Annotated in this window: 20 protein-coding genes; 6 read left to right on the top strand and 14 right to left on the bottom strand. The window is 67.5% G+C overall.

The window, feature by feature from the left end; translation table 11 throughout:
* Positions 1–186 precede the first annotated feature (186 nt).
* Together EYF70_RS25730 and EYF70_RS25725 are read right to left on the bottom strand one after the other, a co-directional pair.
* Positions 187–2,343 (bottom strand): TonB-dependent receptor family protein, encoded by a 2,157-nt coding sequence (locus EYF70_RS25730; RefSeq protein WP_229420560.1) that lies wholly within the window; start codon positions 2,341–2,343, stop codon positions 187–189.
* 188 nt (positions 2,344–2,531) lie between these two features.
* Entirely contained in the window at positions 2,532–3,341 is an 810-nt protein-coding gene (locus tag EYF70_RS25725; RefSeq protein ID WP_218943727.1) for an aminotransferase class IV family protein, read from the bottom strand.
* A 94-nt stretch (positions 3,342–3,435) separates the two neighbouring features.
* On the opposite strand from EYF70_RS25725, the gene EYF70_RS25720 reads away from it, so the two are divergent.
* Positions 3,436–4,374, top strand: a complete 939-nt coding sequence (locus tag EYF70_RS25720; protein WP_131147924.1) for a LysR substrate-binding domain-containing protein — start codon at positions 3,436–3,438, stop codon at positions 4,372–4,374.
* On the opposite strand, the gene EYF70_RS25715 is transcribed toward EYF70_RS25720, so the two are convergent.
* On the bottom strand, positions 4,361–4,798 hold the full coding sequence (locus EYF70_RS25715) for a DUF2141 domain-containing protein (protein ID WP_131147923.1): 438 nt from the start codon (positions 4,796–4,798) through the stop codon (positions 4,361–4,363). The two genes, EYF70_RS25720 and EYF70_RS25715, sit on opposite strands and share 14 nt — an antisense overlap.
* A gap of 190 nt (positions 4,799–4,988) precedes the next feature.
* Here EYF70_RS25715 and EYF70_RS25710 point away from each other — a divergent pair, with 190 nt between their 5' ends.
* The gene (locus EYF70_RS25710) at positions 4,989–5,522 is read left to right on the top strand and encodes a sterol desaturase family protein (protein ID WP_218943726.1); all 534 of its coding nucleotides are present in this window, start codon (positions 4,989–4,991) and stop codon (positions 5,520–5,522) included.
* Here EYF70_RS25710 and crtB read toward each other — a convergent pair.
* The 7 genes from crtB to EYF70_RS25675 form a co-directional block, all read right to left on the bottom strand.
* The gene (gene crtB / locus EYF70_RS25705; protein ID WP_131147921.1) at positions 5,419–6,411 is read right to left on the bottom strand and encodes a 15-cis-phytoene synthase CrtB; all 993 of its coding nucleotides are present in this window, start codon (positions 6,409–6,411) and stop codon (positions 5,419–5,421) included. The two genes, EYF70_RS25710 and crtB, sit on opposite strands and share 104 nt — an antisense overlap.
* A complete protein-coding gene (locus EYF70_RS25700; protein WP_131147920.1) occupies positions 6,408–7,898 on the bottom strand; it encodes a phytoene desaturase in 1,491 nt (496 codons plus the stop codon). The genes crtB and EYF70_RS25700 overlap by 4 nt, the downstream gene beginning before the upstream one ends.
* The gene (gene crtY / locus EYF70_RS25695; RefSeq protein ID WP_131147919.1) at positions 7,895–9,088 is read right to left on the bottom strand and encodes a lycopene beta-cyclase CrtY; all 1,194 of its coding nucleotides are present in this window, start codon (positions 9,086–9,088) and stop codon (positions 7,895–7,897) included. The genes EYF70_RS25700 and crtY overlap by 4 nt, the downstream gene beginning before the upstream one ends.
* Positions 9,085–10,389 (bottom strand): glycosyltransferase, encoded by a 1,305-nt coding sequence (locus tag EYF70_RS25690; protein WP_131147918.1) that lies wholly within the window; start codon positions 10,387–10,389, stop codon positions 9,085–9,087. Before EYF70_RS25690 ends, crtY begins: the two co-directional genes overlap by 4 nt.
* A 19-nt stretch (positions 10,390–10,408) precedes the next feature.
* The gene (locus EYF70_RS25685; RefSeq protein ID WP_131147917.1) at positions 10,409–11,437 is read right to left on the bottom strand and encodes a polyprenyl synthetase family protein; all 1,029 of its coding nucleotides are present in this window, start codon (positions 11,435–11,437) and stop codon (positions 10,409–10,411) included.
* 196 nt (positions 11,438–11,633) lie between these two features.
* Positions 11,634–12,545: a flagellin N-terminal helical domain-containing protein gene (locus EYF70_RS25680; RefSeq protein ID WP_229420559.1), complete on the bottom strand. Its 912-nt coding sequence runs from the start codon at positions 12,543–12,545 to the stop codon at positions 11,634–11,636.
* Positions 12,546–12,734: 189 nt separating this feature from the next.
* The gene (locus tag EYF70_RS25675; protein ID WP_229420558.1) at positions 12,735–13,688 is read right to left on the bottom strand and encodes an IS1595 family transposase; all 954 of its coding nucleotides are present in this window, start codon (positions 13,686–13,688) and stop codon (positions 12,735–12,737) included.
* Between the two features lie 152 nt (positions 13,689–13,840).
* Here EYF70_RS25675 and EYF70_RS25670 point away from each other — a divergent pair, with 152 nt between their 5' ends.
* Together EYF70_RS25670 and EYF70_RS25665 are read left to right on the top strand one after the other, a co-directional pair.
* Positions 13,841–14,374 (top strand): GbsR/MarR family transcriptional regulator, encoded by a 534-nt coding sequence (locus tag EYF70_RS25670; RefSeq protein WP_131147916.1) that lies wholly within the window; start codon positions 13,841–13,843, stop codon positions 14,372–14,374.
* 78 nt (positions 14,375–14,452) lie between these two features.
* Positions 14,453–15,397, top strand: a complete 945-nt coding sequence (locus EYF70_RS25665; protein WP_131147915.1) for a TIGR01777 family oxidoreductase — start codon at positions 14,453–14,455, stop codon at positions 15,395–15,397.
* 40 nt (positions 15,398–15,437) lie between these two features.
* On the opposite strand, the gene EYF70_RS25660 is transcribed toward EYF70_RS25665, so the two are convergent.
* Positions 15,438–16,358, bottom strand: a complete 921-nt coding sequence (locus EYF70_RS25660) for a hypothetical protein (protein ID WP_131147914.1) — start codon at positions 16,356–16,358, stop codon at positions 15,438–15,440.
* Entirely contained in the window at positions 16,355–16,879 is a 525-nt protein-coding gene (locus EYF70_RS25655; protein WP_131147913.1) for a CcdC protein domain-containing protein, read from the bottom strand. The genes EYF70_RS25660 and EYF70_RS25655 overlap by 4 nt, the downstream gene beginning before the upstream one ends.
* Positions 16,880–16,971: 92 nt before the next feature.
* On the opposite strand from EYF70_RS25655, the gene EYF70_RS31190 reads away from it, so the two are divergent.
* A complete protein-coding gene (locus EYF70_RS31190; protein ID WP_165497535.1) occupies positions 16,972–17,139 on the top strand; it encodes a hypothetical protein in 168 nt (55 codons plus the stop codon).
* A gap of 207 nt (positions 17,140–17,346) precedes the next feature.
* On the opposite strand, the gene EYF70_RS25650 is transcribed toward EYF70_RS31190, so the two are convergent.
* Entirely contained in the window at positions 17,347–21,798 is a 4,452-nt protein-coding gene (locus EYF70_RS25650) for a translocation/assembly module TamB domain-containing protein (RefSeq protein WP_131147912.1), read from the bottom strand.
* Positions 21,798–23,591 (bottom strand): autotransporter assembly complex protein TamA, encoded by a 1,794-nt coding sequence (locus EYF70_RS25645; RefSeq protein WP_131147911.1) that lies wholly within the window; start codon positions 23,589–23,591, stop codon positions 21,798–21,800. Before EYF70_RS25645 ends, EYF70_RS25650 begins: the two co-directional genes overlap by 1 nt.
* Before the next feature lie 174 nt (positions 23,592–23,765).
* Between EYF70_RS25645 and queC the strand changes: the two genes are divergently transcribed.
* A complete protein-coding gene (queC, locus tag EYF70_RS25640; protein WP_131147910.1) occupies positions 23,766–24,476 on the top strand; it encodes a 7-cyano-7-deazaguanine synthase QueC in 711 nt (236 codons plus the stop codon).
* Positions 24,477–24,766: the final 290 nt, after the last annotated feature.

Here is a 24,766-nt window from a genome sequence, read left to right as displayed (position 1 = left end):
TTCCCAAAACCGGGGTCAGACCCCGGTTTCAGGAAATATTTCCAAAAATCGGGGTCTGTCCCCGATGTTGCATGGATAAGTCCACCCAAAGTGCAAATTCCGGGGTCAGACCCGCCGGGTCTGACCCCAGCCCCTCCGCCGTTGGGGTGAATGCATGCCGGTCGGGGCGCTACAGCCTGCGGTCGGCTAGAACCGGAACACCACGCCGCTGTACACCGAGAAGCCGTCGCCCGGATAGAAGTTGGCGGAATCGCGGCCCCTGGCGTTATCGACCGTGTTGGCGGCGGAGGCATAGTGCTTGTCGCCCAGGTTGCGGAAGTCCAGGTAGGCCTTCCATTTTTTGGCCGGGTCCTCGTAGCCGAACTTGGCGGCCCAGATCACCGCCGATGGCGCCTTCAGGCTGTTGGCATAGTCGACGTAGTAGCCGGACAGCGCGCGGGTATTCAGGCCGGCATAGAAGCCGCCGGCCTGCTGGAACAGCAGCTCGCCCTGGTAGACGTGGCGCGGCAGGCTCGGCAACTCGTTCCCGCCGTAACGCGGGTCATCCCGATAATAAAAATCGCTGAACGTATAGGCCTGGCGGTAGCTCAGGCGGCTGCCTTCCGCGCTCGTCCACAGCCTGGACGTCAGCGCCGCTTCGATCCCCTGGTGGATGGTCTTGCCGGCGTTCGCATTGGCGATCAGCGCATCGACACCCTGGCTGGCCTGCCGCACCACCGTGGACAGCAGTTCGCCGCTGATCCAGGAACGATAGAGGGACAGCGTGCCTTCGTGGCTGTCGCCGCCGGCACGCAGCCCGATCTCGGCCGTGGTGGCCTTCTGCGGTTTCAGCGGCCGGATATACGGCACGCCGGTACTGCCCATTTGCCACGTGACGGGCGGATCGATCGACCGCGAGACGTTCCCGAACACGACCAAGTCTGGTGTTGCCTGGTACCGTAAGCCGACGCGTGGCGCAACGGCGTGCTCGTTGTAGCGGACAGCGCGGGGGAAGCTCTCGGTCGTCGTCAGGATCGTGCGGTCGATATGCGCATCGCGGTCCACCTCGATCAGCGACAGGCCGGTCGACAGCGCAAGCTCGTCGCTCAGCTGCAGCTCGTTGGCCACCGACAGCACGGTGTCGCGCGAGCCCGTGTACACGGTGTACTGGCGCTCGGTCGTGCGAACGGCGCTAGCGAGGTCCTGGTCGTACGCCTTCACATCCCCGTGCAGCAAGCGGGTATCGCTGAAGGCGACCGTGGTGTCGCTGCGCTTGCCGAACAGGGTATCGCCGGTGCGCAGGTAGCGCAGCGACACGCTGCCGTCCGTCGAACGCCAGTCCTGCGGTGTCGTCGAATACCGCCAGCCGTTGTCCAGCGGGTAGTCGTTGTAGGCCAGGCCCAGCTCCAGCTTCGAGCGGGCGTCCAGCGTGAAGGTGGTCTTGCTCGTGATGAGCGTGGTGCCGGTTTTCTTGCGTGCGCTGGTGGTCGAATTGTTCTGGCGCGGATCGGCCTCCAGCTGGGCCAGCGTGATCGTGCTGCCGTTGCGCAGCTCCTCGTTGCGATGGCGGACGGTCAGGCGCGTCTCGACACGGTTGCTGAATTCGTGGCCGAGATTGAGGACGTATTCGTTGCCGCTGTTCGGGGTATCCCGCTGGAATCCGTCGCGCTCGTTGTAGAAGTACGCCAGGTAATAGTCGGTCTTGTTATCGGCCGATACGCCGCCGGTACCCAGCCCGAACTTGCGGTAGCCATGGCTGCCGGCTTCGGCGCTGACCGACGTGCCGGGTGCCGAGCGGCCGGTGTGCGTGACGAAGTTGATGGCGCCGCCGAGCGACAACGCGGCATACGAGAACGCGTTGGCACCGTTCAGCACTTCCGTGTAATCGAGCCCGTTCAGGGTCAGCAGGTCTTCCTGCGTGCCGCCGGGCCCCGTGATCGGCAAGCCGTCGTACAGGTACTTGATGCCCAGCGAATAGCCCTGGTAGAACGCGTTCAGCCCGGAGCCGCGAATGGAGATCTTGTTGGCGCCGTTACCGCTCGTCGCGGCGGCGAAGACCCCGGGCTGGTAGGCCAGCACGTCTTCCGCATTGGCCGACCGGCCGCGTTCCACGTCGGCCTGTTTCACGACGCTGGCGGTGCCGGCAATCTGGTCCAGCCGGGCCCTGGCCTTGTCGGAATCGCGCAATGCCTGGCCATTCACGACGACCGTCGCCCCCACCAGCACTTCGGCCGCGGCGGCGGCATTCGCGGCTTGCTGCGCGGCCGCGGCACCGCTGGCCAGGCACAAGGCGGTGCCGAGGCCGACGATCGCCGCGTTGCGTTTCTTCTTGGGATACCGCTCGTTCTTCTTCTTTTGCTTCACTTGTCCTGCCCCATGCCAGTTGAATAATGGCATACGGTACAAGCTTGCAATCTCCATCCCAACCAATAAAAACTGCGATCTATTGCAGAATTATTGTCATAACGACAGCCGGCGAACGGCTTAGGCTTCCTTGCCAGCGCCTGCCAGATGCCAGACCGCGTCGGGACTCCGCGGCGCCTCGTCCGCGCTCACGGCGCCACGAGCGGCTCGAGTGCGTAGGCCCGATGCAGCACCGTCACCAGCGGCGCGGCATCGGGTAACCGGGCCGTTCCGATGCGGTGCACCGCCACGCCCGGCGTCCAGGAGTTCATCACCGCGGCACCGCGCGTGGTTGCGGCCTGCTCGGGCGTGATGGCCTGCGAGCGCTGTGGAATGCCCAGGTCGGCCAGGCGCCGCCGCACGACCTGCATCGTGATACCGGACAGCATCGGCGCTTCGGGCCAGACCACCGAGTCGCCATCCCAGAATGCCAGGTTCCAGATACTCGCTTCGCTGAGATGGCCATGCCGGTCCGTGAATGCGGCATCGTCATGACCCTGCGTCGCGGCCTCGCGCAGGTACCAGGTCTTGGCGACTTCGCCGACGTGCTTGATATGCGGGAGCATGCGTTCATGTCCGAACACGGCCAGGGACAGCGGGCCTGCCGGGCCGGCCGACGGCGCGGCGGTTCGCACCAGCACATGCGGTGCCTGCGCGGCCGCGGTGAATTCGCCCGCGGCGCCGTACACGGTGGCGACCAGCGACACGTCGTCCGCTGCTTCGCGCAGCGCGGCGCGCAGCAATGCGCGGATCCGTTCATCGGGCAAGGCCTGCCCGAACAGTTCGTGGGAAGCGTTGCGCAGCCTGTCCAGGTGCAGGTCGAGGCCCCGCACCCGGCCGCCGCGCACCTGCATCGCGGTGAAGTGCGCATAGCCGGCAAAGGCGAGCGGCGCCAGCGTGTCCCGGTCCGCCGGTTCGCCGTCGCGCTGCACGGTGTGGTAAGTCCCTGTCATCGTCATTCCTCGTCGTCGGTGAAAGCGCCACTATCGCGAATTGACGGCCGGCTGTGAAACGCGTAGTTTTTGACGGATCATCAAATCCTGCTTGAAGATCATGAAACGAGTATTGCCCGGCACCCGCGCCCTGCGCACGTTCGAGGCGGCGGCCCGCCACCTCAACTTCACCCGCGCGGCCGACGAGGTGGGGCTGAGCGCCGCCGCGGTCAGCCACCAGATCAGGGAAATGGAAGACCAGCTGGACATCGTGCTGTTCGCGCGCACCAGCCGGTCGATGCGGCTGACGCCGGCGGGCGAACGGCTCTACCAGGCTACCAGCGCCGCGCTCGAATCGCTGCACCGCGCGGCTGGCGAGGCACGCCGGCTGCAAGGCGGCGCGGGGCCGCTGCGCCTGACGCTGGGGCCGCGTTTCGCCACCAACTGGCTGCTGCCGCGACTGCCCGCATTCCAGGCCGGGCATCCCGGCGTGCGGCTGTCGTTCGACGTCACGGACGAGCTGCGCGACCTCGACGCCGATGAAGCCGACGTTGCCATCCGCTTCGGCGCCGGCCGCTATCGCGGCACCGAATCGGTACGGCTGTTCGGCACCGAACTCGTCGCCGTGTGCCACCCATCGCTGGCTGCCGGCGGCGCGCTGCGCGAGCCGCGCGACCTGCAAGGTTTCACGCTCTGCCACGTGGCATGCGAGACCGGCGGACGGGCATGGCCGCGCTGGCGCGACTGGATGGCCGCGGCAGGCATCGCCGGTTTCGACGACGCCGGCTGCATGAGCTTCGAAGAGTCGAGCCATGTCGTGCAGGCCGCCATGGATGGCGGCGCCATCGGCCTGGTCGAGCTGCCGATGGTCGCCAGGGAACTGGACGAGGGCAGGCTGGTGCGCCTGTTCGGCGTGGCGGTGCCGGTCACGGACGATTTCGCGTACCACCTGGTTCATCCGGCCGGCGCCGGACAGGATCCACGCATCGCCGCGCTGCGCGACTGGCTGCAGTCGCAGGTGCGGGCGGCGATGCCGCCGGACACACTCAGCGCAGCTTGATGTCCACCACCGTCGGATCATCCTTCACCTCGATCGCCGCATCCTCGAACTTCGGCGGCCCGAACATGACGGCGGGGTCGCGCGACATGCCCCAGCTTTCGTTCGGGATGCCCAGCACGCGGTCGAGTTCACCATTGTCGTTGGCGTCCTCGTAGGCCAGCACGGCGAAGGTTCCTGGCGGGACGTCGGGCACGGTCACCTTCGTCGTGCCGGCTGCGGCGGGCACCGAGGCGGTGTACGCGCACTGCTTCAAGTAGCGCTCGCGGTCGCATACCGCGACGCTGACCTTGCCCTTGCCGGCCACGTTTTCCACCTTGATGTCGACAGTGGCCGCGGCGGCCGGCGCGGCATGCAGCAGCGCGGCGCAGCCCAGTGCAGCCAGCGGGAGGAAGGCGCGCCGGGCGCGCCCGTTCAGCAACGTCATGTGAAATCCTTTCGTCAATGCTTGGTCATCAATGCGTGATAGTCAATGCGTGATAGTCAATGCGTGATAGTCAATGCGTGATAGTCAATGCGTGATTCAGAAGACCCGTTCGAAGGGCCCGTTCGCGGCGCTGCCGCAAGGGCCGTTGTGGTAGTCTCGACAACTCCGAATCCCGAGAATCCACATCCCCATGCTGTTCAATGCGCTCATCGTCGTCGTCACCGTCATCGGGATGGAACTGTTCTCCATCCTTGCGCACAAGTACGTCATGCACGGCTTCGGCTGGGGGTGGCACAAGTCCCACCATGAACCGCGCACGGGCTGGTTCGAGAAGAACGACCTGTATGCCGTATTCTTCGCCGGCATCGCCATCGCCCTGATCTATGCCGGCACGCGCGGCCACCATCCGCTGGAATGGATCGGCGCGGGCATGACGGTCTACGGCTTGCTGTACTTCGTCGCCCACGACGGCCTGGTGCACCAGCGATGGCCGTTCAAATACGTGCCGCGCCGCGGCTACCTGAAGCGTCTGTACCAGGCCCACCGCATGCACCACGCCGTGCAGGGCAAGGAAGGCACCGTGTCGTTCGGTTTCCTGTACGCGCCGCCAGTGGATCGGCTCAAGCGGCAGTTGCACGCGCTGCATCAAGGCCGGCCGCAAAGGCGCGCGGCCGCTGCCACAACGCTGCCGGACGAGCCGCCGGCCGCCGGAGAACGGGGCTGAAGCGGGAGCCGAGCGCCAGCGCGCCGCCCTTCACCAGCAGCCACAGCTTGGTCGCCTTCGACGTGCCCACCCGTTCATCCCAGGCGCGCGCGCCGCGCCGTTTCACCTCGATGCCGATCTGCCGGTACACATAGCGCGCCGTGGCGATCGCCCAGGCCGAGCGCAGCGGCAGTGCCGCGAGGCCGGCGGCTGCCGAGTCGTAATACGGTTCCGCATGGTCGACCAACCGGGCCGCCACCTTCGCCAGCGCGGCGCGATGCCGCGGCAGCGCGATTTCCTCGATGGGAATGCCCGCCTCGCGCAGCCATTGCGCCGGCACGTAGACACGGCCGACCGCCGCATCGTCGACGATATCGCGGGCGATGTTGGTCAGCTGGAATGCCAGGCCCAGGTCGCAGGCGCGGTCCAGCACCGCTTCGCTCTTCACGCCCATGATCGACGCCATCATCAGGCCCACCACGCCGGCCACGTGGTAGCAATAGCGCAGCGTATCGTCGAGCGATTCGTAGCGCTCGCCGTGCACGTCCATCGCGAAGCCGGCCAGGTGGTCGAAGGCGAAGCGCGGTTCGATCGCGTGGCGCAGCGCCACTTCCTGGAACGCGGCGAACGCCGGGTCGTGCATCGTCTCGCGCTGGCAGGCGCGCTGGGTCAGTTCTTCCAGCATGGCCAGCTGCCGCGCCGCCTCCTCCGGCGACGGGGCGGCGCTGCCGAAGCCGAGTTCCTGGCCGTCGACCACGTCGTCGCAGTGCCGGCACCATGCATACAGCATCAGTACGCTGCGGCGCGTGGCCGGGTCGAACAGCCGCGCCGCGGCGGCAAAGCTCTTCGAACCCACGTTGATGGTGTTGGTCGCATGGTCCAGCAATGCGCCATCGTCGCGCGCGCTCATGCCGCCACTCCTTCCAGCATCAGCCCCGCGGTGGCCTTGGCCGAGCCGATCACGCCCGGCACGCCGGCGCCCGGGTGGGTGCCCGCGCCGACCAGGTACAGGTTGGCCAGTTCGGCATCGCGGTTGTGCGGCCGGAACCAGGCGCTTTGCGTGAGGATGGGTTCCAGCGAGAAGGCCGAGCCCACGTGGGCATTGAGCTCGTCGCGGAAGTCGAGCGGCGTGAAGATGCGGCTGGTGACCAGCTGGCTGCGCAGGCCCGGCATGTAGTGCCGCTCGAGGTAATCGAAGATGCGGTCGCGGTAGCGTGGCCCTTCCACCGTCCAGTCGATCGGCGCGTTGCCCAGGTGGGGCACCGGCGCCAGCACGTAGTGGCTGCCGCAGCCGGGCGGCGCCAGCGAAGGATCGGTGACGCACGGCGCGTGCAGGTACAGGGAGAAATCGTCGGCCAGTTCCGAACCGCCGAAGATCTCCTGGATCAGTTCCTTGTAGCGCGGGCCGAAGCACACGGTATGGTGCTGCAGTTGGGCGTGATGCTTGTTCAGCCCGAAGTACAGCACGAACAGCGAATTGGAGAAGCGCTTCTTCTTCAGCGCATCGGCGTGCGCCGGGCCGCGCGGGTGCTGGCCGAGCAGCGAGGCGTAGGTATGGACCACGTCCGCGTTGGACGCCACCGCATCGGCGGGGAAGAAGCGGCCATCCTCGAGCCGCACGCCGCTGGCGCGCGCGCCGGAGGTTTCGATCTGCGCCACCGGCGCATTCAGCTCGATGCGCCCGCCGATATCCTCGAACAGCTTCACCAGCCCGTTCACGAGCGCACCGGTGCCGCCGCGCGGGAACCACACGCCCCATTGCCGCTCCAGCGCGTGGATCAGCGTGTAGATCGACGACGTGGCGAACGGATTGCCGCCCACCAGCAGCGAGTGGAACGAGAAGGCCTGGCGCAGGTGCTCGTCCTGGATGAAGCGCGACACCAGGCTGTACACGCTGCGCCAGGCCTGTAGCTTGGCCAGCTGCGGGCCGGCCTGGATCATCGAACGGAACGACAGGAACGGCACGGCACCCAGCTTGATGTAACCCTCTTCGAAGGTGGCTTTCGAATAAGCCAGGAAGCGTCGATAACCCTGCACGTCGGCCGGGTTGCGGGCGTGGATCTGCCGGTCCAGCGCTTCCTGGTCGTTGGCATAGTCGAACTGGCTGCCGTCTTCCCAGCACAGCCGGTAGAACGGCGCCACCGGCAGCATCTCCACGTAGTCGGCCATCTTCCTGCCGGCGGCGGCGAACAGTTCCTCGATGGCGGAAGGATCGGTGATCACGGTGGGCCCGGCGTCGAAGACGAAGCCCTGGTCTTCGTACACGTAGGCGCGGCCGCCTGGCTTGTCGCGCTTTTCCAGCAGCGTGGTCTGGATGCCGCTGGCCTGCAGGCGGATGGCCAGCGCCAGGCCGCCAAAGCCGGCGCCCACGACCACGGCGGTTTTTGATCGGTTCATGCGGGTGTCCTGATGGTTCGGTTGATGCGGGAATGGATCTGGCTCGGATGGACGCGCAGGGCGGCATCGACCGCCGCGCCGACGGGGACCGGCGGCTTGCCCGTCAACACGCGGGCCATGTCGGCCAGCGTGGGCCGGCCGGCGTAGAACCGGGCGATGAGGCCAGGCGGCAGCGTGTAGAAACGCTGCATCACGCGCCAGCGCCGATCGGGTTCGCCGGCCAGGAACAGCATGCGGTTCAGCAGCCGGAAGAAGCGCTGGCCGCGCCATGCCGCCTGCGCCTCGTGCCGTATCGTGGCGAACAGCGCCGGCGCATCGAAGTCCGGCAACTGCGCGATGCGTTCGGCCAGCCGCACCGCGTGTGGCAGCGAATAGCCGGTGGTGGGGTGGAACAGCCCCGCGCGCAAGCCCGTGCAGGGCTGGCCGGCCAGATCGTTCCAGTAGCCGTCCACGTCGCCCGCCAGCACGATCGGCAGCGAGCCATGTTCTTCGCGCAGCACTTCAGCGATGCGCCAGCCGTGCGCCGCCGCGTAGGCCGCGATGTTGGCGCGCAGCCGCTCGGGTTCCCAGGCGGCGGTGTCCACGTAATGGGTATCCTCGATCAGCAGCCGGTCCGGCCCGAACGGCAGCAGGTAGACGAAGCGGTAGCCGCCCTGCTGGGCCACGGCGGCATCCATGATCACGGGATGCGCCAGGCCATGCGGCGCATGCAGCCGCACTTCCTGCCCGAGGAAGGTCTGGTAGCCGAGCGCCAGCCGCGCGCTGGTGCGCATGCCGCGGCCGTCGATCACGGCGCTTGCCCGCAGCGTTTCGCCACCGGCCAGGCGCACGGATGTCGGCGTTACTTCCTCGATCCGCGTACCGAGCCGCAGGGCAGGGCCCAGCGCGGGCTCGATCACGCGGGCGAAATCGGCCGAGGCGATGCTGGCATAACCGCTGTCCAGCGCGCGGGAATAGCCGGGGAAGCGCACGTCGTAGCCGGGCCAGCTCGCGCTGATCAACGGCGCGATCCATGCCCGCTGGGCCGCATCCAGATCGCCATCGTGGAACGACCACGTGTGGTTGCCGCCCAGCGCTTCTCCCTGCTCGAGCAGCAGGATGCGCAACTCGGGGCGGTGGGTGCGCAGGCGCCAGGCCAGCAGGCCGTTGGCCAGGCCGCCGCCGGCCAGGATGATGTCGTAGGGATTCATGCCGAACGCGCCAGCAGCGGATCCGGTGCCTGCAGGCCGCCGAAGCCAAGCGAGGTTTCGATGATGTCCACGGCGCGCCGCGTACCGCCCGCGCGTGCCACGTTCGCGGCCAGGGCGTCCAGCCGGGGAGCGAACGAGTCGTCCTCCAGCAGCTGGCGCAATTGCCGGGACAGGTGCGCGGCGCTGGCGAAGCGGGGCGAGGCCAGCAGGCCGATGCCGGCATGGCGCACCCGCGCCGCCGAACCCGGGTGGTCGAACGCGACCGGCAGCGCCAGGATCGGCGTGCGCGCCTCGATCGCATCGAGCACGGTGTTGACGCCGGCATGCGAGATCACGGCATCGGCCCGCGCCAGCGCTTCGCGTTGCGGGGCGAAAGCACAGACCCAGGTGGCGCCCGCCCGTTCCAGTTCACGCGCCTGGCGTTCGTCCAGGCCGCCGCAGTGCGCCGCCAGCAGTTGCACGTTCGCGGCGCGGCATGCCTTGGCGATGCGTAGGAACAGCCGGAGGCGGTGGCCCTGCATCGTGCCGAGCGAGGCGAAGACGAACGGCTTGCCCGGGGCGATCGGCGGCAGCGGTTGCTGCACGACTTCCTTGCGGGCCGCGGACCGGAACGGCCCCACGTGGTGGAAATGGGCCGGCAAGGCGCGGCGCGGGAAGTCGTAGCCCTCGACCGTCTGGCTGACCTGCGCCAGCGGCGACAGGCATTCATGCAGGCCGTCGCGCGCCGGCAGGCCGAAGCCGCGCGCATGGCGCTCGATGGTGCGCCGGTGCGGCGTCATCATCCAGTCGTAGACGCGGGTGCTGCCTTCGTACATGCGCAGCGACCGTTCATCGGTGCCATACGCGAACGGCATCACCGGCAGCGGGATGCCCGGCTCGCGGTTGACGGGCAGGGCGCAGGCCACGGACACGAACGGCATGCCGAGCGCTTCGGCCACCAGGCCGCCGGCCGCTTCCATCTGGTCGCACAGCAGCGCGTCGACGCGCTCCGCCTCGAGCGCGGCCGGCAGTTCGCGGCACAGCATGTCCGTGCTGCGGGCCATGTCGTCGATCACGCGGCGCAAGCCCAGCGGGCTGCCCGGGTTGGCGGCGCGGCGCATCACGGCGGCCAGCGTTCCCGGCGGATGGCTGCCGGCCCCCAGCGCACGGAAGCCGAGCCGGCTGTCGCCCAGGTGGGCGCCGGCGTCGGCCTGCTGGAAGTACGTGACGCGGTGGCCGCGCGCGACCAGCTCCAGCGCCAGCGCGGCCAGCGCGTTGAAGTGGCTGTAGAAGGCCGGTGCCACCACGCCGAAATGTGCCATCGTGTGCTCCGTGTGCGGGTCAGCCGGCGCGGCTGTCGAACCCGGCCTGCACCGCGCCGTTCATCGTGGAAGAGGCGTAGCGGTGCGGCAGCGCGTGATCGTCGCCCAGGCGCCAGGATTGCGGCGCGTTGGCGGCAAACATGCGCTGCACGAAGCGGCGCGTGCGCTGCGCACCGGCCAGCGCTTCGCCGAGATGGCGCTCCACGTCGCTCAGGTGGGCGGCCAGGCGGCGCTGCGCCTCGTCGGCGCCGAAGGTGTTGAGCAGCGTGGCCTTGCCCAGATCGAGGCCGGTGTCCTTGCCCGTGATGGCGCTGTCGGTGCCGGGCAGGTCCTGGAAATCGTCGCGGATCTGGAAGGCATGGCCGGCGGCCAGCGCAAAGGCGCGCAGCGAGCGGGCCACGCACTCGTCGACTTCGGCCAGCACGGCGGCCATGTCGACGGCGGCGCCCAGCAGCAGGCCGGTCTTGCGTTCGTTGGTGGTGGCGATCGCTTCGGCGGAGCGGCCGGCGCCGCCGTGCAGGTCTTCGTACTGGCCGCGCACCAGGCCTTGCGCGCCCACGGTGTCTGCCAGCGTGGCCACCAGCCGGGCACGGGTGACGGACGGGATGCCCGGGGCCGAGGCCAGGATGCCGAACGCGCGGCTCAGCAGGGCGACCGACGCCAGGATGGCGACATCCTCGCCGAACTGCCGGTGGATGGTCGGCACGCCGCGGCGCAAGGTAGCGTTATCCATGCAGGGCATGTCATCGAGGATCAGCGAGGCGGCATGCACGATCTCGACGGCGCAGGCCACGTCGATCACGGCCGGCGATGCGCAGTTCAGGTCCGCCGCCACCAGCATCAGCAGCAATGGCCGCATGCGCTTGCCGGAACCCAGCACCGCGGCGCGCATGGCGGCGGCCAGGCGGTCGTTGCGATCGCCCTCCTTCGCCAGCAACTGGCCCAGGCGTTCGTCGAGCGCATGGCGCATCGCGTCGAGTTCCGCGGCGGAATGCTCGTGGCCGGCCTCTTGTTCCGGCGCGGCGAACCGTCTTTTCTGGCTTGTCATGCCCGCTTCCTTCCGTCATGTCCCGATGGGCCATCATAGCGGAAAGACAATAAATGTCAGGCAACTAATTCAATCGTGCGTGCGTCCTGGACAATAGCGGGTCAATAGTGACACATCGAGGCCTCGCCCGACCGCCGCGCCAGCGCCTGTCCAGCGCCGCTTATTCGGCCACTTATTCGGCCGCTTATTCGGCCGCTTATTCGATCAGGGACATCACCAGCCGGCTCATGCTGCTGGTCTGCTTCAGCATCGCCGTACCCGATTGCGTCAGCATCTGGCTGGTGGTCATCGCCGCGACTTCGGTGGCGAAGTCGGCATCGGCGATCTGGCCGGCCGCCGCATCGGTATTGAGTTTCGTCTGGGCGAGGTTGTCGTAGGCGGCCTCGAAGCGGTTGCCGAGCGCGCCCAGGGTGGACCGCAGGTCCAGCACGGATTGCTGGGCTTCCACCAGTTTGCCCACCATCAGGTTGGCCGCTTCGGCGGAGAGCAGTTCGGTATCGGGCCCGTCCTGCGGATGGTCGTGCAGGTTGCCGTTGTCGATCGCGTAGTACAGCGCCGTGTTGATGCGGCCCAGCGGGTTGCGGAAGTCGACCGTGACGCTTTCTTCCGTGCTGCTGCCGATCTGGAACGTCACCGGGCCCACCCCGAACGTGCCCGGTCCGTCCGGGCCCGGCGGGGCCACCACGTAGCGGAACAGGTAGGTGCCGGCATAGCGCGATTCGTTCATCACATCCAGCACCTGCTCGCTCAGGCCCACGTATTCGGCGTGCATGGCTTCCCGGTCGGCCTGCGTAAACGAGCCGTCCGCCGCCTGGATCGCCAGGTCGCTCATGCGGGTGAGGAGATTGCCGATCTCGCCCAGCAGCGCGTCGCCGGTCTGCAGCATGGAAGTACTGTTCTGCAGGTTGCGCATCGCGGCCGCCATGCCGCTCGATTGCGTTTTCAGGCGGGTGGCAACTTGCAGGCCTGCCGCATCGTCGCGGGCCGAATTGATGCGCTTGCCCGTTCCCAGACGGTCCTGGGCGGTGGCCAGGCTTTGAGCGGATTTGCGCAAGCCGTTCAGCGCGGCGTTCGAGGCGGGGTTGGTATGGAGACTAAGCACGATCACATGTTTTTTCGTATTTGAAGAGACATGGCGACCGGCGGTGCCGACCGGTTAATAGTGTTAGAAGATGCACTCTAGAAATTCTTAGATGGGAGCACTGATCGAAAAAGTTTGGCGCTGTTCGCGTTGGATGGCATTGCCGTTGAGCACGGAACTTTCTTGCATGCCGAGCGCGACAAAAGAGCTGATCAGCTAGTCTGACGCTACGGCAATGTGCAACCATTGGCGCGGCGCCGTCAGCACGTCGGCATCGAGCACACCTCGCCAGCCGGTGTAATTTTCCAGGTAGCGGCTGGCAACACCATTGAATCGCCGTAGCCAGGACTTGAAGCGGCCATGCCATCCATTGACACCCTGGATATGGAGTGCGCCGCGTGCACGGATGCCGGCACGCACGTTGATCGCTTCGTGCGTGATACCGGCCTGCTTCGCAAATGCCTGGTACGCCTTGGCGGCATCGGTCACGAGCAGCACATCGGGCAGCAGCACCGGCTTCAGGTGCTTCATCAACTGGCCGGCGCTGACCGGGCCGCGGCCCGTCACGAAATCACAGGTTTGACGGTTGCGGTCACGAGCCACGAGGATGCAGTCCAGCTCGCTGCTGATGCCGCGCCGGCTGGCTTTGCCGCCGCGTTTGCGGGGCGGACGGTCCAGGTGGCGCGAGCCTTTTTGTGATTCCAGAAGGTAGGTCTCGTCGGCCTCAACGATGCCAGACAACTGCGGACGGGGCGCCCGGAGCAACGCGGCGTTAAACCGGTGACGCCATCGAAAGCTGGTCGACTTGGCCACCGCGACGCGCATGGCTGCAGACCGCACGGGAGTCGACTCGATCAGGCATTGCAGGTATTGCAGCCACTTGTCGCGCAGGCGCAGACGGGCAAGCGGTGTGCCGGTCAGGGCATTGAAGCTGCGCCGGCATGTTACACAGCGATAGCGCTGCAAGCCACTGGCCTGTCCGCAACGGTGAGACTTCTCGCAGCCGCAATGGGGACACGGCGGTTTTCCAGCGGCTTCCTCGATCAGGCGAAGGCACTGCCCTGGTTGCTCGACGCTGGCCACGAAGCGCTGCAGCAACGCGACCTGGTCTTCTGAAAGCTGTCGCTGGATCAACGCTTCGATCAATACCTGAACATCCGCTGCGCCCATGTCGCCTCCTGATATACATGAAGTATCTCAACAAGAGGTAAGACAATGCTTCCGGCGGGAAGTTCCCCCAACTAGCGCGAACAGCGCCAAAAGTTTGACACGGTCTCCGGAATATCCTGTAATTTCTGTATTAACAGAAATTAGAGAACATCATGGACCTGAGCCCCACCGAACAGAAATACATCCTCCATTGGAGAGAGATGGGCACTCGTTGGGGCGTCAACCGCACGGTGGCACAGATCCACGCGCTGCTGTTCCTCGCCAGCGAGCCGTTGCACGCGGAGGAGATCGCCGACACACTGGCCGTGGCGCGCTCGAATGTCAGCAACAGCCTGAAGGAGCTGCAGAGCTGGGGGCTGGTCAAGGTGGCGCACGTGATGGGCGACCGGCGCGACCATTTCGTGGCGCTGCAGGACGTGTGGGAAATCTTCCGCGTCATCGTCGAGGAAAGGAAGCGGCGCGAGATCGATCCCACGCTGTCCGTGCTGCGCCAGTGCGCGATCGAGGCGGAAGACGACCGGGGCATGCAGCCGGCCACGCGCGAACGGATGGCGCAGGTACTTGATTTCCTCGAACTGCTGGCCGGCAGCTACGACGATTACCGGCACCTGCCGCCGGCCACGCTGAAGCGCTTCATCACGATGGGCGGCAAGGTGGCGAAAATGCTGGGAAAGGATGAACGATGAACGCACCGCGACTGACGATCTACTTCGACGGCGACTGCCCGTTCCGCCCCGGCGGTCCCTGGCTGAAGGAGCCCCGCGATGGACGCTGAGCCGCTGCGCTTCGGCAAGCCCGGCCAGACCGTGCTCGTTACCGGCGCGACCGGCTTCGTGGGCCGCCAGCTGGTGGCGGCGCTGCTGGCCGACGGGCAGCACGTGATCGCCATGAGCCGCGACACGGCGCGCGCGGCACGCGAGCTGGGCGCCGGTGTGCGCTGCGTGATGACGGCCGCCGAACTGGCGCCCGCCGAACGGATCGACATCGTGGTCAACCTGGCCGGCGCGCGCATCCTCGGTCCGCGCTGGACCAGGAAGCGGCAGGCGGCATTGCGCGCCAGCCGCGTGGCGCTGACGCATCGCGTGGTGGACTGGATCGCCGGGGCGCACCACAAGCCGCGGCTGATGCTGTCCGCCTCCGCCATCGGCTACTACGGCGTGCAGCCGCACGGTGTGCTGGTGCCGCTGGCGGAAGAGAGCCCGCCGCAGCCGGTGTTCATGTCGCAGCTGTGCCAGGAATGGGAAGCGGCGGCACGGCGCGCGGCGCAGTCCGGCGTGCAGGTGGCGGCCACGCGGTTCGGGCTGGTGCTGGGCCATGGCGGTGCGTTGCCGGCCATGCTGATGCCGGTGAAACTGGGGGCCGGCGGCCCGATGGGGGGAGGCAGGCAGGCATTGTCATGGATTCACGTCGAGGACTTGCTGCGCGGGCTGGCATGGCTGGCGCAGCGCAGCGAAGAGGGCGACGTGGACGGTGCCTGGAATTTCACCGCGCCACAGTGCGTGACGCAGCGCGAGTTCATCGCCACCGCGGCGCGGCTGCTGCATCGCCCGGCATTCCTGCCGACGCCGGCGTGGCCGGTGCGCCTGCTGCTGGGCGAACAGGCCGACCTGCTGCTGGAAGGGCAGTGCGTGGTGCCGGCCAGGCTGCAGCGCGAGGGTTTCGCATTCCGTTATCCGGGGCTGGAGGACGCCCTGGCAAACCTGCTGTAACGGCGCGGCGGGAAGCGGCCGACCGCTTGCGCGGCGATCGTCAGGCGGCGCGCTGCTGCGAGACGGCGACCTGCAGCGTGGCCAGCAGGCTGTTCGCCTTGCCCAGCAATTCGAGCGCGCGCACGTGGCCCAGGTCGCCCGCGCGGCGGTGCCCGTCGCGATAGCGTGCGCACAGGGCCAGGCCGTCGCGCTGGCCCTGCACCGTGTCGGCGGCCGTGGCGATGTCCGCCTTGCCCAGCGTGTCGGCGATCAGGCGGAACAGGTCGGGCGGCATGGCCGGGCCTTTCAGCGCTTCCGCGCTCGACGTGAAGCCGCTCGCCAGCGCCAGTTCATGCATGTAGGCGGCATCGGATTCGATCCGCACCGAGCCGCCCGGCACCAGCACGATCAGCGGCGCATACGGCGCTGCTGTCGGCAGCACGTGGTTCGGGTACACCGTGGCGTGCAAGGCGCTCCTGGCCAGCAGCGCGTAATGGCGGTGGTCGCGCACCGGCGTGAAGCGCGCCTGGCGGAACGGCACGATGCCGACCTTGCCACCGCCGCCGGCGATCGCGTCGGCCGCCACGTCGACCAGCAAGGTGCCGAACAGGAATGCATGGTGGAAGTGCGTGCCGCGCAGCGCGCCCCACACATGGCGCAGGCTGCCGCCATGGGCGTGGAAGGCGGCCAGCGCCGCGAAACCGTCGGCGGCGCGGGGCGGCAGGGTGCCGGCGTCGACCCGGCGTATCGCCTCGTGCACCGCCTGGGTGATGTGCAGTCCCTGGCTGCGCGGGTAGGGCTGGCCCAGCCTGGCGGGCACGCGCGCGGACAGCACCGGGTCGACCCGGGCGCGCAGTTCTTCCAGCAGGGCCCGCAGGCCCGGCAGCGCCGGCAGCAGGAAACGTTCGGTCAGGGTGTGCTGGAGCGGGTCGGCGATGCGGGGCTCGTTCGGCAGCAGGGTATCGGACAGCAGGGGATTCATTCGAGCTCCGGCAGTGGCGGCTGTGCGCGGCGCCAGCGCAGCATGCCGATCGAAAAAGTGGCGAGGTAGCCGGCCAGCAGGCCGAACGCGACGCAGGACAATGGGTGGTGCAGCACCATTTCGCGGGTGATCATTTGCGGGAATTCGGACTGGCGGTTCATGTACAGTTCGACGCCGATCTGCAGCACGCGCGCGGCGAACAGCATGCAGACGAGGATGCCGAAGCGCTCGTAGGGCTTGAAGTAGTAGCGCCGGCCGATCGTCTCGAAGCGGGTTTTCTTCAGCGTGAAAAAGCCCAGCCAGGCACCGCCCAGCGCGCCCGCGCCCAGCGACGACAGGGCCAGCACGTCCGCCAGCAGCGAGACCGCCGCCGCCAGCAGCAGCAGCGGGAACAGCACGGCTCCGGTCCAGTGCTTCCACATCAGCGATTCCTGCCGGGCGAAGAATGGCCGCAGGCGCAGGTAGACCCGCCAGATCAGCAGCGGGATCAGGATCAGCAGGGCCAGTGTGGTCAGTTGCATGGAGAGAGATCGTCGGGAAAAGCAAAATTGTAACGCTGCGGCGCGATTCCGGGGGGCGTGGTACGGTGATTGTCCAGACGACAGGAGGAATCATGGACCCATTCATGGAACGTTCGGCCCTGCCGATCCACGCGCACCGGGCACCGGACCTGCCGGTACCGGTCGACGAACCGATGCCCGATCCGCAACCGAACCACCCGCATCACCCGGATGCGCCGGTGGAGCAGGACGATCCGGTGCCGGACCGGAATCCGGAGTAGGTTGCGCTGACGGTGTCAGACCTGATGCCGCTTGGTCAAGCGTTACAGGACACATTGCAAGACACATTGCAAGCGCATGCATTCACCCCAACAGCGAAGGGCAGGGGTCAGACCCGTCGGGTCTGACCCCGGAACTTGCACCTGGGGTGGGCTTAGCTAAGTTAAGCGACATTAGTGCCAGATTCGGTGGCTCCACCACCCCCCGCTTCAATCGAACGCCCACGTGTACAGCACATCCAGCGCGTTGTTCGTGCCGGTCTGGAACTGCAGGGTGATCCGCTGGTTCAGCTTGTAACGCAGCTTGACCAGCGAGGTGGCGCTGCCGGCGCCCTGCTCGAAGCCCAGGTAGGCGCGCGAGGACAGTTTCTTGCCGACCGTGACCACGGTGTTTTCCAGCCCCGTGGCATTGCCGCTGCCCTGCGAGACGCCCAGTTCGTCCAGCCCGATCTTGTTGGCGAAGCTGCCGCCGCCCTTGCCGCCGAACAGCGCGCCGGCGGCGGTGCCGAGCAGGCCCATCTCGTTGCCCTGCATGTCGTCCATGCCATGCCCCAGTACCAGCCAGGACAGCTTCTCGCTGTCCGGCACGGAAGGCGTGGAGACCAGCCGCGCGGTGGGTGCCAGCGCCGTGCCGCGCACTTCGACACCGGCTTCCACGTTGGTGTCGGACAGTTCGGAGCCTTCCGGGCGCTTGCGCACGGCGAGGATGTTCAGGCCGGGGTTGTCGTAGGCGCCCGTGAAGTTGATCACGCCGCGCTCGATCGCCAGCTTCTGGCCATAGGCCGCATAAGTGCCGCTGGCAACCCGGATGCTGCCATTGATGCGCGGCGCGCGCCGGTCGGCGACCCGCACGTGCACGCCGCCTTCCAGGTAGGCATCGAGGCCCTTGCCCTTCAGGCGGAAATCCTTGCCCAGGTCCGCTTCCAGGTCCACGTTCAGCGGCATCGCCTGCGCGGTTTCCTTGATCGTGGGCTTGGTGCGGCCGAGGATCACCACGTCGTCGCTGATGGTCGGCGAATTCTCGTCGGGCAGTTCGATGTCGGCCCGGTCGGCGCGGAACTTGCCGTTCAGCTGGAAGCGCTTCGCGTCGCGTATCACCTCGCTGGAGCCGGACAGCACCAGCGTGCGGTCCGGGCGGGACAGTGCTTCGAGCTTGTCGGCCGTCAGCTTCAGGTTCATCGTCATTTCATTGCCGGCCAGGCGCGCCCAGCCTTCCGCATCGGCACGGCCGGTGCGGCCTTCCAGGTGCAGCTTCTGCAAGGTCAGCCGGTCGCCTTCCACGCGCGCCTGCAACTGGCCATTGCGCAGGCGGACGCCCTGGTCGGCCAGGTTGATCACGAGGCCGTTGCCCGATACTTCCCCGTTCAAGGCCGGATTGGCCACGGTGCCGCTGCCGGCGATCGCGGCCTTCAGCGCGCCTTCCAGCTCCAGGCCTTCCACGCCGGTCAGCGGCGACATCCAGGCGATCGACGGCACGTCCACGCTGGCCGTCACGGCCAGCGGGCTGTCGCCGGGGATGCGGCCGTCGCGCAGCTGGGCCGTGGCGTCCAGCGCGATACGGCCGGCGCGGGTGCCGACCATGCCGGCCTGCACCTTCAGCGTATTGCCCGAGACGTTGACGCCGGCCTGCAATTGCGACAGCCCGAGCGGCAGCGGCGCGGCACCGCCGGTCACGGTGATGTCGCCTTTTTCGCGGAATACGCGCACCGCGCCATTGAGGGCAGGAGCCGAAGGAGTAGCGCCGGCGCCACCAGCAGGCAGCGTCATGTCGAGGCCCCAGTTGGCGCCCAGCGTCAGGTCGCTGACGACGCGGCCGCGCCAGGCATCGGACAGTTGCGCGAGGTACGTGGCCGGCACGCCGGCCGCCGTGCCGCGGCTGCGCCAGCGTGGCCCATTCTTTTCCAGGTTTTCCACGCGCAGGCTGCCTTCCGGCAGGCCGATCACGGCACTGGATAACGCGATGCGCTCCGGTTTCGCCAGGCCCGCCACGCCGCTGCCTTTCGGCGCCGCGATGGTCAGCGGGGCAGGCGCTTGCAGGGTCAGCGCGAAGCGGCCACGGTTCTGCAGCGTGTCGATGGTGCCGGTCCACGTGTCGTTGGCCCAGCCGCCCTTGATGCGCAGCGCCGCGTCGAAGTCCGGATTCGCGGCGGACAGGGCGATGGAGTGCGCCGCGCCGGTGCCGCTCGATTGCAGGCGGGCGCGGTCGATCGAGATCGCCGGCGAGCTGTAGCCGGTCACGTTCACGTCCGCCACCAGCGCATCGACATTGCCGAGCGTGCCGGTGGCCTTGATGGCGCGCACCTGGTGCTGCGTCATCAGCCGCAGCGAGTTGCCTTCGATGCCGAACGACAGCGTGGGTTTCTGCATGGTGCCGCCCAGCGTGCCGGTACCGCGCAGCACGCCGCCGAAACCGGCGCCCAGGCTGGAAAGCTGGGGCGCATCGAGTTTCCAGTTCAGCCGGTCCGCCGGGGCGCCGAACGCCCCCTTGGCCTGCAGGCTGTTCGGGCCCAGGCGCAGGTCCACGTCGGCATTGTCCACGTGGCGGTGATCGGCCGTCAGTTTCGCGTGGCCGGTCAGCGGCGCGTCGACCAGCGTCGATGGCGCGACGTCCAGGTTCATGTTGGCGCGCCAGTCGGCCGCCAGGCGCGCATTGCCGGAGAACGTGGCGTTCAGGTTGCCCGCCGGCGCGGATGCGGCGAAGGCGGCCGGGTTCACGCGCCGCGCGCTGCCGGACAGGGTGACTTCCGGCGACTTGTCCTTGCCGGCCAGCGCGAACTGGCCGGAGGCGCGGATCACGCTGTCCAGCGCGCGCACTTTCGCGCCGGTGAGGCCGATGCCGCGCGCCTCGACATCGAAGCTGGTGCGCGGCGCGGCATAGCCGCCGGTGGCAACGCCGCTGCCGGCGACCGAGCCGGCCAGGTCGCCGCGCAGTGCCGCCAGGTCTTTCGCGTCGACCTTCCAGTTCAGTTTCTCCGCCGGCAGGCCGAAGTCGCCGCGCGCCTCGATGGTGTTGCTGCCCATCGCCACGCTGGCAGCAATGTTCGTCAGGTGCCGCGCATCGGCATTCAGCTTGCCGCTGCCGGACAGCTTCTGGCCGGCGAAGGTCGATGGCCGGATCGTGAAGCCGACAGCGGCGTTCGGTTCCGGCACCAGCTTGCCGGCCACGTTGGCGACGGCGTTCAGGTCCGCCTTCGGGAAGTTGCCCAGCGCGGCGGGGTCGAAGTGGTCCACCGTGGCCGCCGCCTTGAAGGCGCGGTCGCCGGCCAGGCTGGCCTGGCCCGTCACGCCGATGCTACCGCGGCCGGCCTGCAGCCGGGCGCGCTCGATCGTCACCAGCGTGTCCTTCAGGTTCGCATGGGCATCCAGGCGCATGTTCTTTTCGGCCAGCGCCACGTCGAAGGTCTGCACGGTGCCGGTGCCGCTTCCGGTACTTTTCGCCGAGATGTCGCCGGCGATCGCCGTGGCGTTGGCGGCGCCGTGGATGTGGCGCAGGTCGATGCGGTCCGTGTGCAGCCGGATATCGGCCGTTTCGATGCCGCCGTCCGGCCCGGTGCGCTCGACGCGGCCGGTGCCGGTGAAGCGGCCGGCGTTGCCCAGGTCGATCAGCAGCTTGTCCAGCGTGGCCACCGTGAGGTTGCCGCCCAGGCGCGCCGTGACCGCCTTCAGCGGCAGCAGTTGCTGGTCGATCGGGCCGGGCGCGGCCGTGTTGACCAGTTCCAGCACGCCGCTCACCTGCTGCCGCGTGCCGATGTCGGCCTTCACGCGCAGGTCCAGGCTGGCCTTTGGCCACGCCGACTGGAAGCGCGAGGGATCGACGCCGTAGGCGCGGATATCCGCCGCGCGCAGAGGGATCTTCTCGAAGGGCACCAGCGTGACCGTGCCGTCGCCGTTGGCATTCGGCGAGGTGCCCTTGATCCCCAGCGTCATCAGCGACAGGTTGCCGGTGGCGGCCACCGCCAGCTGCGCGGAAGGCTGCCCCGGAGCGATGTGCACCTCGGTCAGCGCGGCCTTGGCCTGCAGCTTGAACGGTTTTTGCGCGCCGATCGTGCCATCCGCGGCCACGCGGCCGATCGGCGTGATGGCGCTGGCGCTGGTGAGCTGCCATTGCGTCTTGTCGCCATACAGCCTGGCGCGGATATCGGTGACTTCGTTGCGGGTGCCGGTCAGGCCCACCATGGTCAGCTTCAGCAGCCGCGCGTCGCCGACCGAGATGCGGAACGGCGGCGCGAGCGTGGCGGGAACGGTCAGCGGCTCGTCGTCCTCGGCGGTGGTCTGCATCAGCACCGACTGCACGCGCAGCTCGCTGATCTCGATGCCGGACGAGAAGAACTGCAGCGGCGACCAGTCGATGTCGATATTGTCGGCCGTGATCGTGCTGGTCTTGCCCTTGTAGACCACGCGGCCGATGTGCATGTGGTTGTACAGCGAACCGGTAACGCCGGTGATCGTGATCGCGCCGCCGCTGGCCCGCGCCACGCGCTCGGCGATCTGCTGCAGCGTGGTTTCCCGGCCCAGCAGCCAGATCGCGCCGCCCAGGACGACGACCGTGATGCCGGTGCCGATCAGCGTGCGGCGCAGCCAGCGGCGCTCCTTGCGCGGCAGGGGCGCGTTGTCGCCATCCTGGCCGGCCGGGGTGTCGGGGGTGTTGGTATCGTCGGCCATCAGAACGTGAATCCCAGTGAGAAGTGCAGGCGCGCCTTGCGCGTCGCGTGGCCGAAGGCCACGTCGACATTGATCGGACCCACCGGGCTCTTGTAGCGGGCACCGACGCCGTAGCCCGATTTCGGATGGATCTCCGACAGCGAATCGGCGGCGTTGCCGGCATCGTAGAACACCGCGGCGCCCCAGGTGGGGCGGAACCAGTACTGGTATTCGGCGCTGGCGGTGGCCAGGTAGCGGCCGCCCACGGTGGCATCGCCTTCCTGCACGCCCAGCTCTTGGTAGGCATAGCCGCGCACCGAATTGTCGCCGCCGGCGCGGAACAGGTAGGTGGCCGGCACGCCTTCCTTGCTGCCCGAGCGCAGCGCGCCGATCTCGCCGCGGAAGATCAGCAGGTTTTTCGGATCGATGGGCCGGTAGGTGATGCCGCGCGCCGTGACGCGGATGAATTTCTCGTCGGTGAGGATCGGCAGCAGCGCGCCGCCGGCCGTGGCGTTCAGCACATAGCCCCGGGTGGGGAAGACCAGGTTATCCAGCTTGCGCCACGTGACGGCATAGGTGATCGGCAGGCTCATCGCATGGGTCGATGACGTTTCCGATGTCGCCCCGGCGATCGTGCGGCTCTCGTTCAGGTACTCGGCCGAGATGCTGCGTTCCAGCAGCGGCGTGCCCCAGGCCCGCTTGGCGTAGACCGAGGCGGTGCGCGTGACTTCGCCTTCGATGTCGTTGCGCTCCAGCGCGGCGCCGAAGCTGTCGTTGTAGCCATCGGCCGTGGTGGGGAAGTAGAAGTCGCCGCGTGCCGACTGCTTCTTCTGTTCCACCGTCAGCGCGCTTTTCAGGCGCAGGCCCCACACGGCCAGGTCGTCGTAGGCAACCGAGGCGCGGCCGCCTGTGTTGGTGGAAAAGCCGATACCCACGCTGGCGTTCTTGCGCTTGTTTTCCACCACGTGCACCAGCAGCGGCACCGGCGGCAGCGTGGCCGGCTGCGGCGCGCCGGCGCTCTGTTCGGCCTGCGCTTCCTGCCGTTCGCCGATCAGGGTGTTCAGGTCCGCCGTCACTTCCACGTACGAGAAGTAGCCGGTGTCCTGCAGCTTCGACTGGAACGCCTGCAATTCCGCTTCGCTGTACAAGTCGCCCGGCTTGATCTTGTTGAGGTTCAGGATGATCTCTTCCGGATAGCGCTTCAGGCCTTCGATCCGGATGGCGCCGAAGCGCATCTCGGGGCCGCTGTCCAGCGCCACGCGCAGCAATGCGCGCTTGGTGTCGGGGTCGACGGTGGCCACGCTTTCCGTCATCTGCGCGCGCGGGTAGCGGGTCTGCACCACGGCGCGCAGGATCGCGCGTTTGGCGCCTTCCCAGTCCGCCTGGCGGAATACCTGGCCCTCCGCCAAAGGCCAGCTGGCTTTCAGCGCTTCCTTGTCGAACGGCGATTCCGGATTGGAGGCAAAGCCGTTCAGCACGATTTCAACGGCGCCCACCAGCACCGGATCGCCGGGCGTCACGTCGACGGTCACCTGCGGCGACGTGCCGCTCTCGTCCAGCCGCACGTTGACGGTGGGCGAGTAGTAGCCTTCGGTGGCGAGCAGCGTGTTGGCCTGCGCCGGCGCCGTGCGCACCATGCGGCGCAGCTGTTCGATGTCGGTACGGGGATTGCCGCGGTACTTCAGGAGATCGAGGTTTTCTTCAAGCAGATCGTCGAGGTCGCCTGGGGCGTTGATCCGGACGTTGTACTGCAGCCCCTCCGCCGCATGGAGCGCCAGCGGCGCCGCCAGCACCACCACGCAGGCCAGCCGCATTACATTTGTGACGAGTTGTGCCAAAATTCGTGATCCCCGGTGGACGATGTGATTGTTATCGGCGCGATGTTACCGGATTGGTAAAAAAGATGGCGTACTAATAAGATTCAGGTTTCGGGTTTGTTGTTCGAGTTTTTTTAAAAGTTTGTTTCGAGTTGTTTTGACGAGGATGCGATGATGACACGCGATGCCGCCCTGGTGCTGTTCTCCGGCGGACAGGATTCCACCACCTGCCTGGCCTGGGCGCTGGACCGCTACGAACGGGTCGAGACGATCGGCTTCGACTATGGCCAGCGCCACGCGATCGAGCTGGCGATGCGTCCGCAATTGCTGGCGAAGCTGCGCGTGCTGCGGCCCGACTGGGACGCCAGGCTGGGCGAGGACCACATGATCGATCTGGGGCTGATTTCCCAGCTGTCGCACACGGCGATGACGGAGGAGATCGAGATCACCATGCAGGCCAACGGCCTGCCGAATACCTTCGTCCCCGGCCGCAACCTGATGTTCATGATGGTGGCGGCCACGCTGGCCTACCGGCGCGGCATGAACGTGCTGGTGGGCGGCATGTGCGAAACCGATTTCTCCGGCTACCCGGACTGCCGCGACGACACGATGAAGGCGCTGCAGGTGGCGCTGAACCTGGGCATGGATACGCGCAGCAAGGTGGAAACACCGCTGATGTGGCTGGACAAGGCGCAAACCTGGGAACTGGCCGAAAACCTCGGCGGCCAGCCGCTGGTCGACCTGATCCGCGCCGATACGCACACCTGCTACAAGGGCGAGCGGGGCGCCCTGCACGACTGGGGCTACGGTTGCGGCGAGTGCCCGGCCTGCGCGCTGCGGGCGCGGGGCTACCAGAACTACGTGGCCGGGAAGGCTGCATAAAATGAAAAGGGCCGCGCTTGCGGCCCTTTCTGTTTTTACTTGCTGCGTTTTTGGCTTTCTTACACAAGCCGGTCTCAGACGGTAACGCCGCTAAGTTGAGCGTTACCCGATACGTGGAAGCACATGCATTCACCCCAACAGCGAAGGGCTGGGGTCAGGAAGGAATGCTGGCATGCATGCCAGCATCGTTCCGCAGGCGCGAAGCATGCTTCGCGAAACCCCTGCTTCACCCCGCCGGGTCTGACCCCGGGCTTTGCATTTGGGGTGGACTTATCTAAGCGGCATCAGTT

Source organism: Pseudoduganella albidiflava, assembly GCF_004322755.1.
Classification (GTDB): domain Bacteria; phylum Pseudomonadota; class Gammaproteobacteria; order Burkholderiales; family Burkholderiaceae_D; genus Rugamonas; species Rugamonas albidiflava.
The sequence above is the reverse complement of the archived record's forward strand: the minus strand, read 5'-3'. Positions and strand labels throughout refer to the sequence as shown.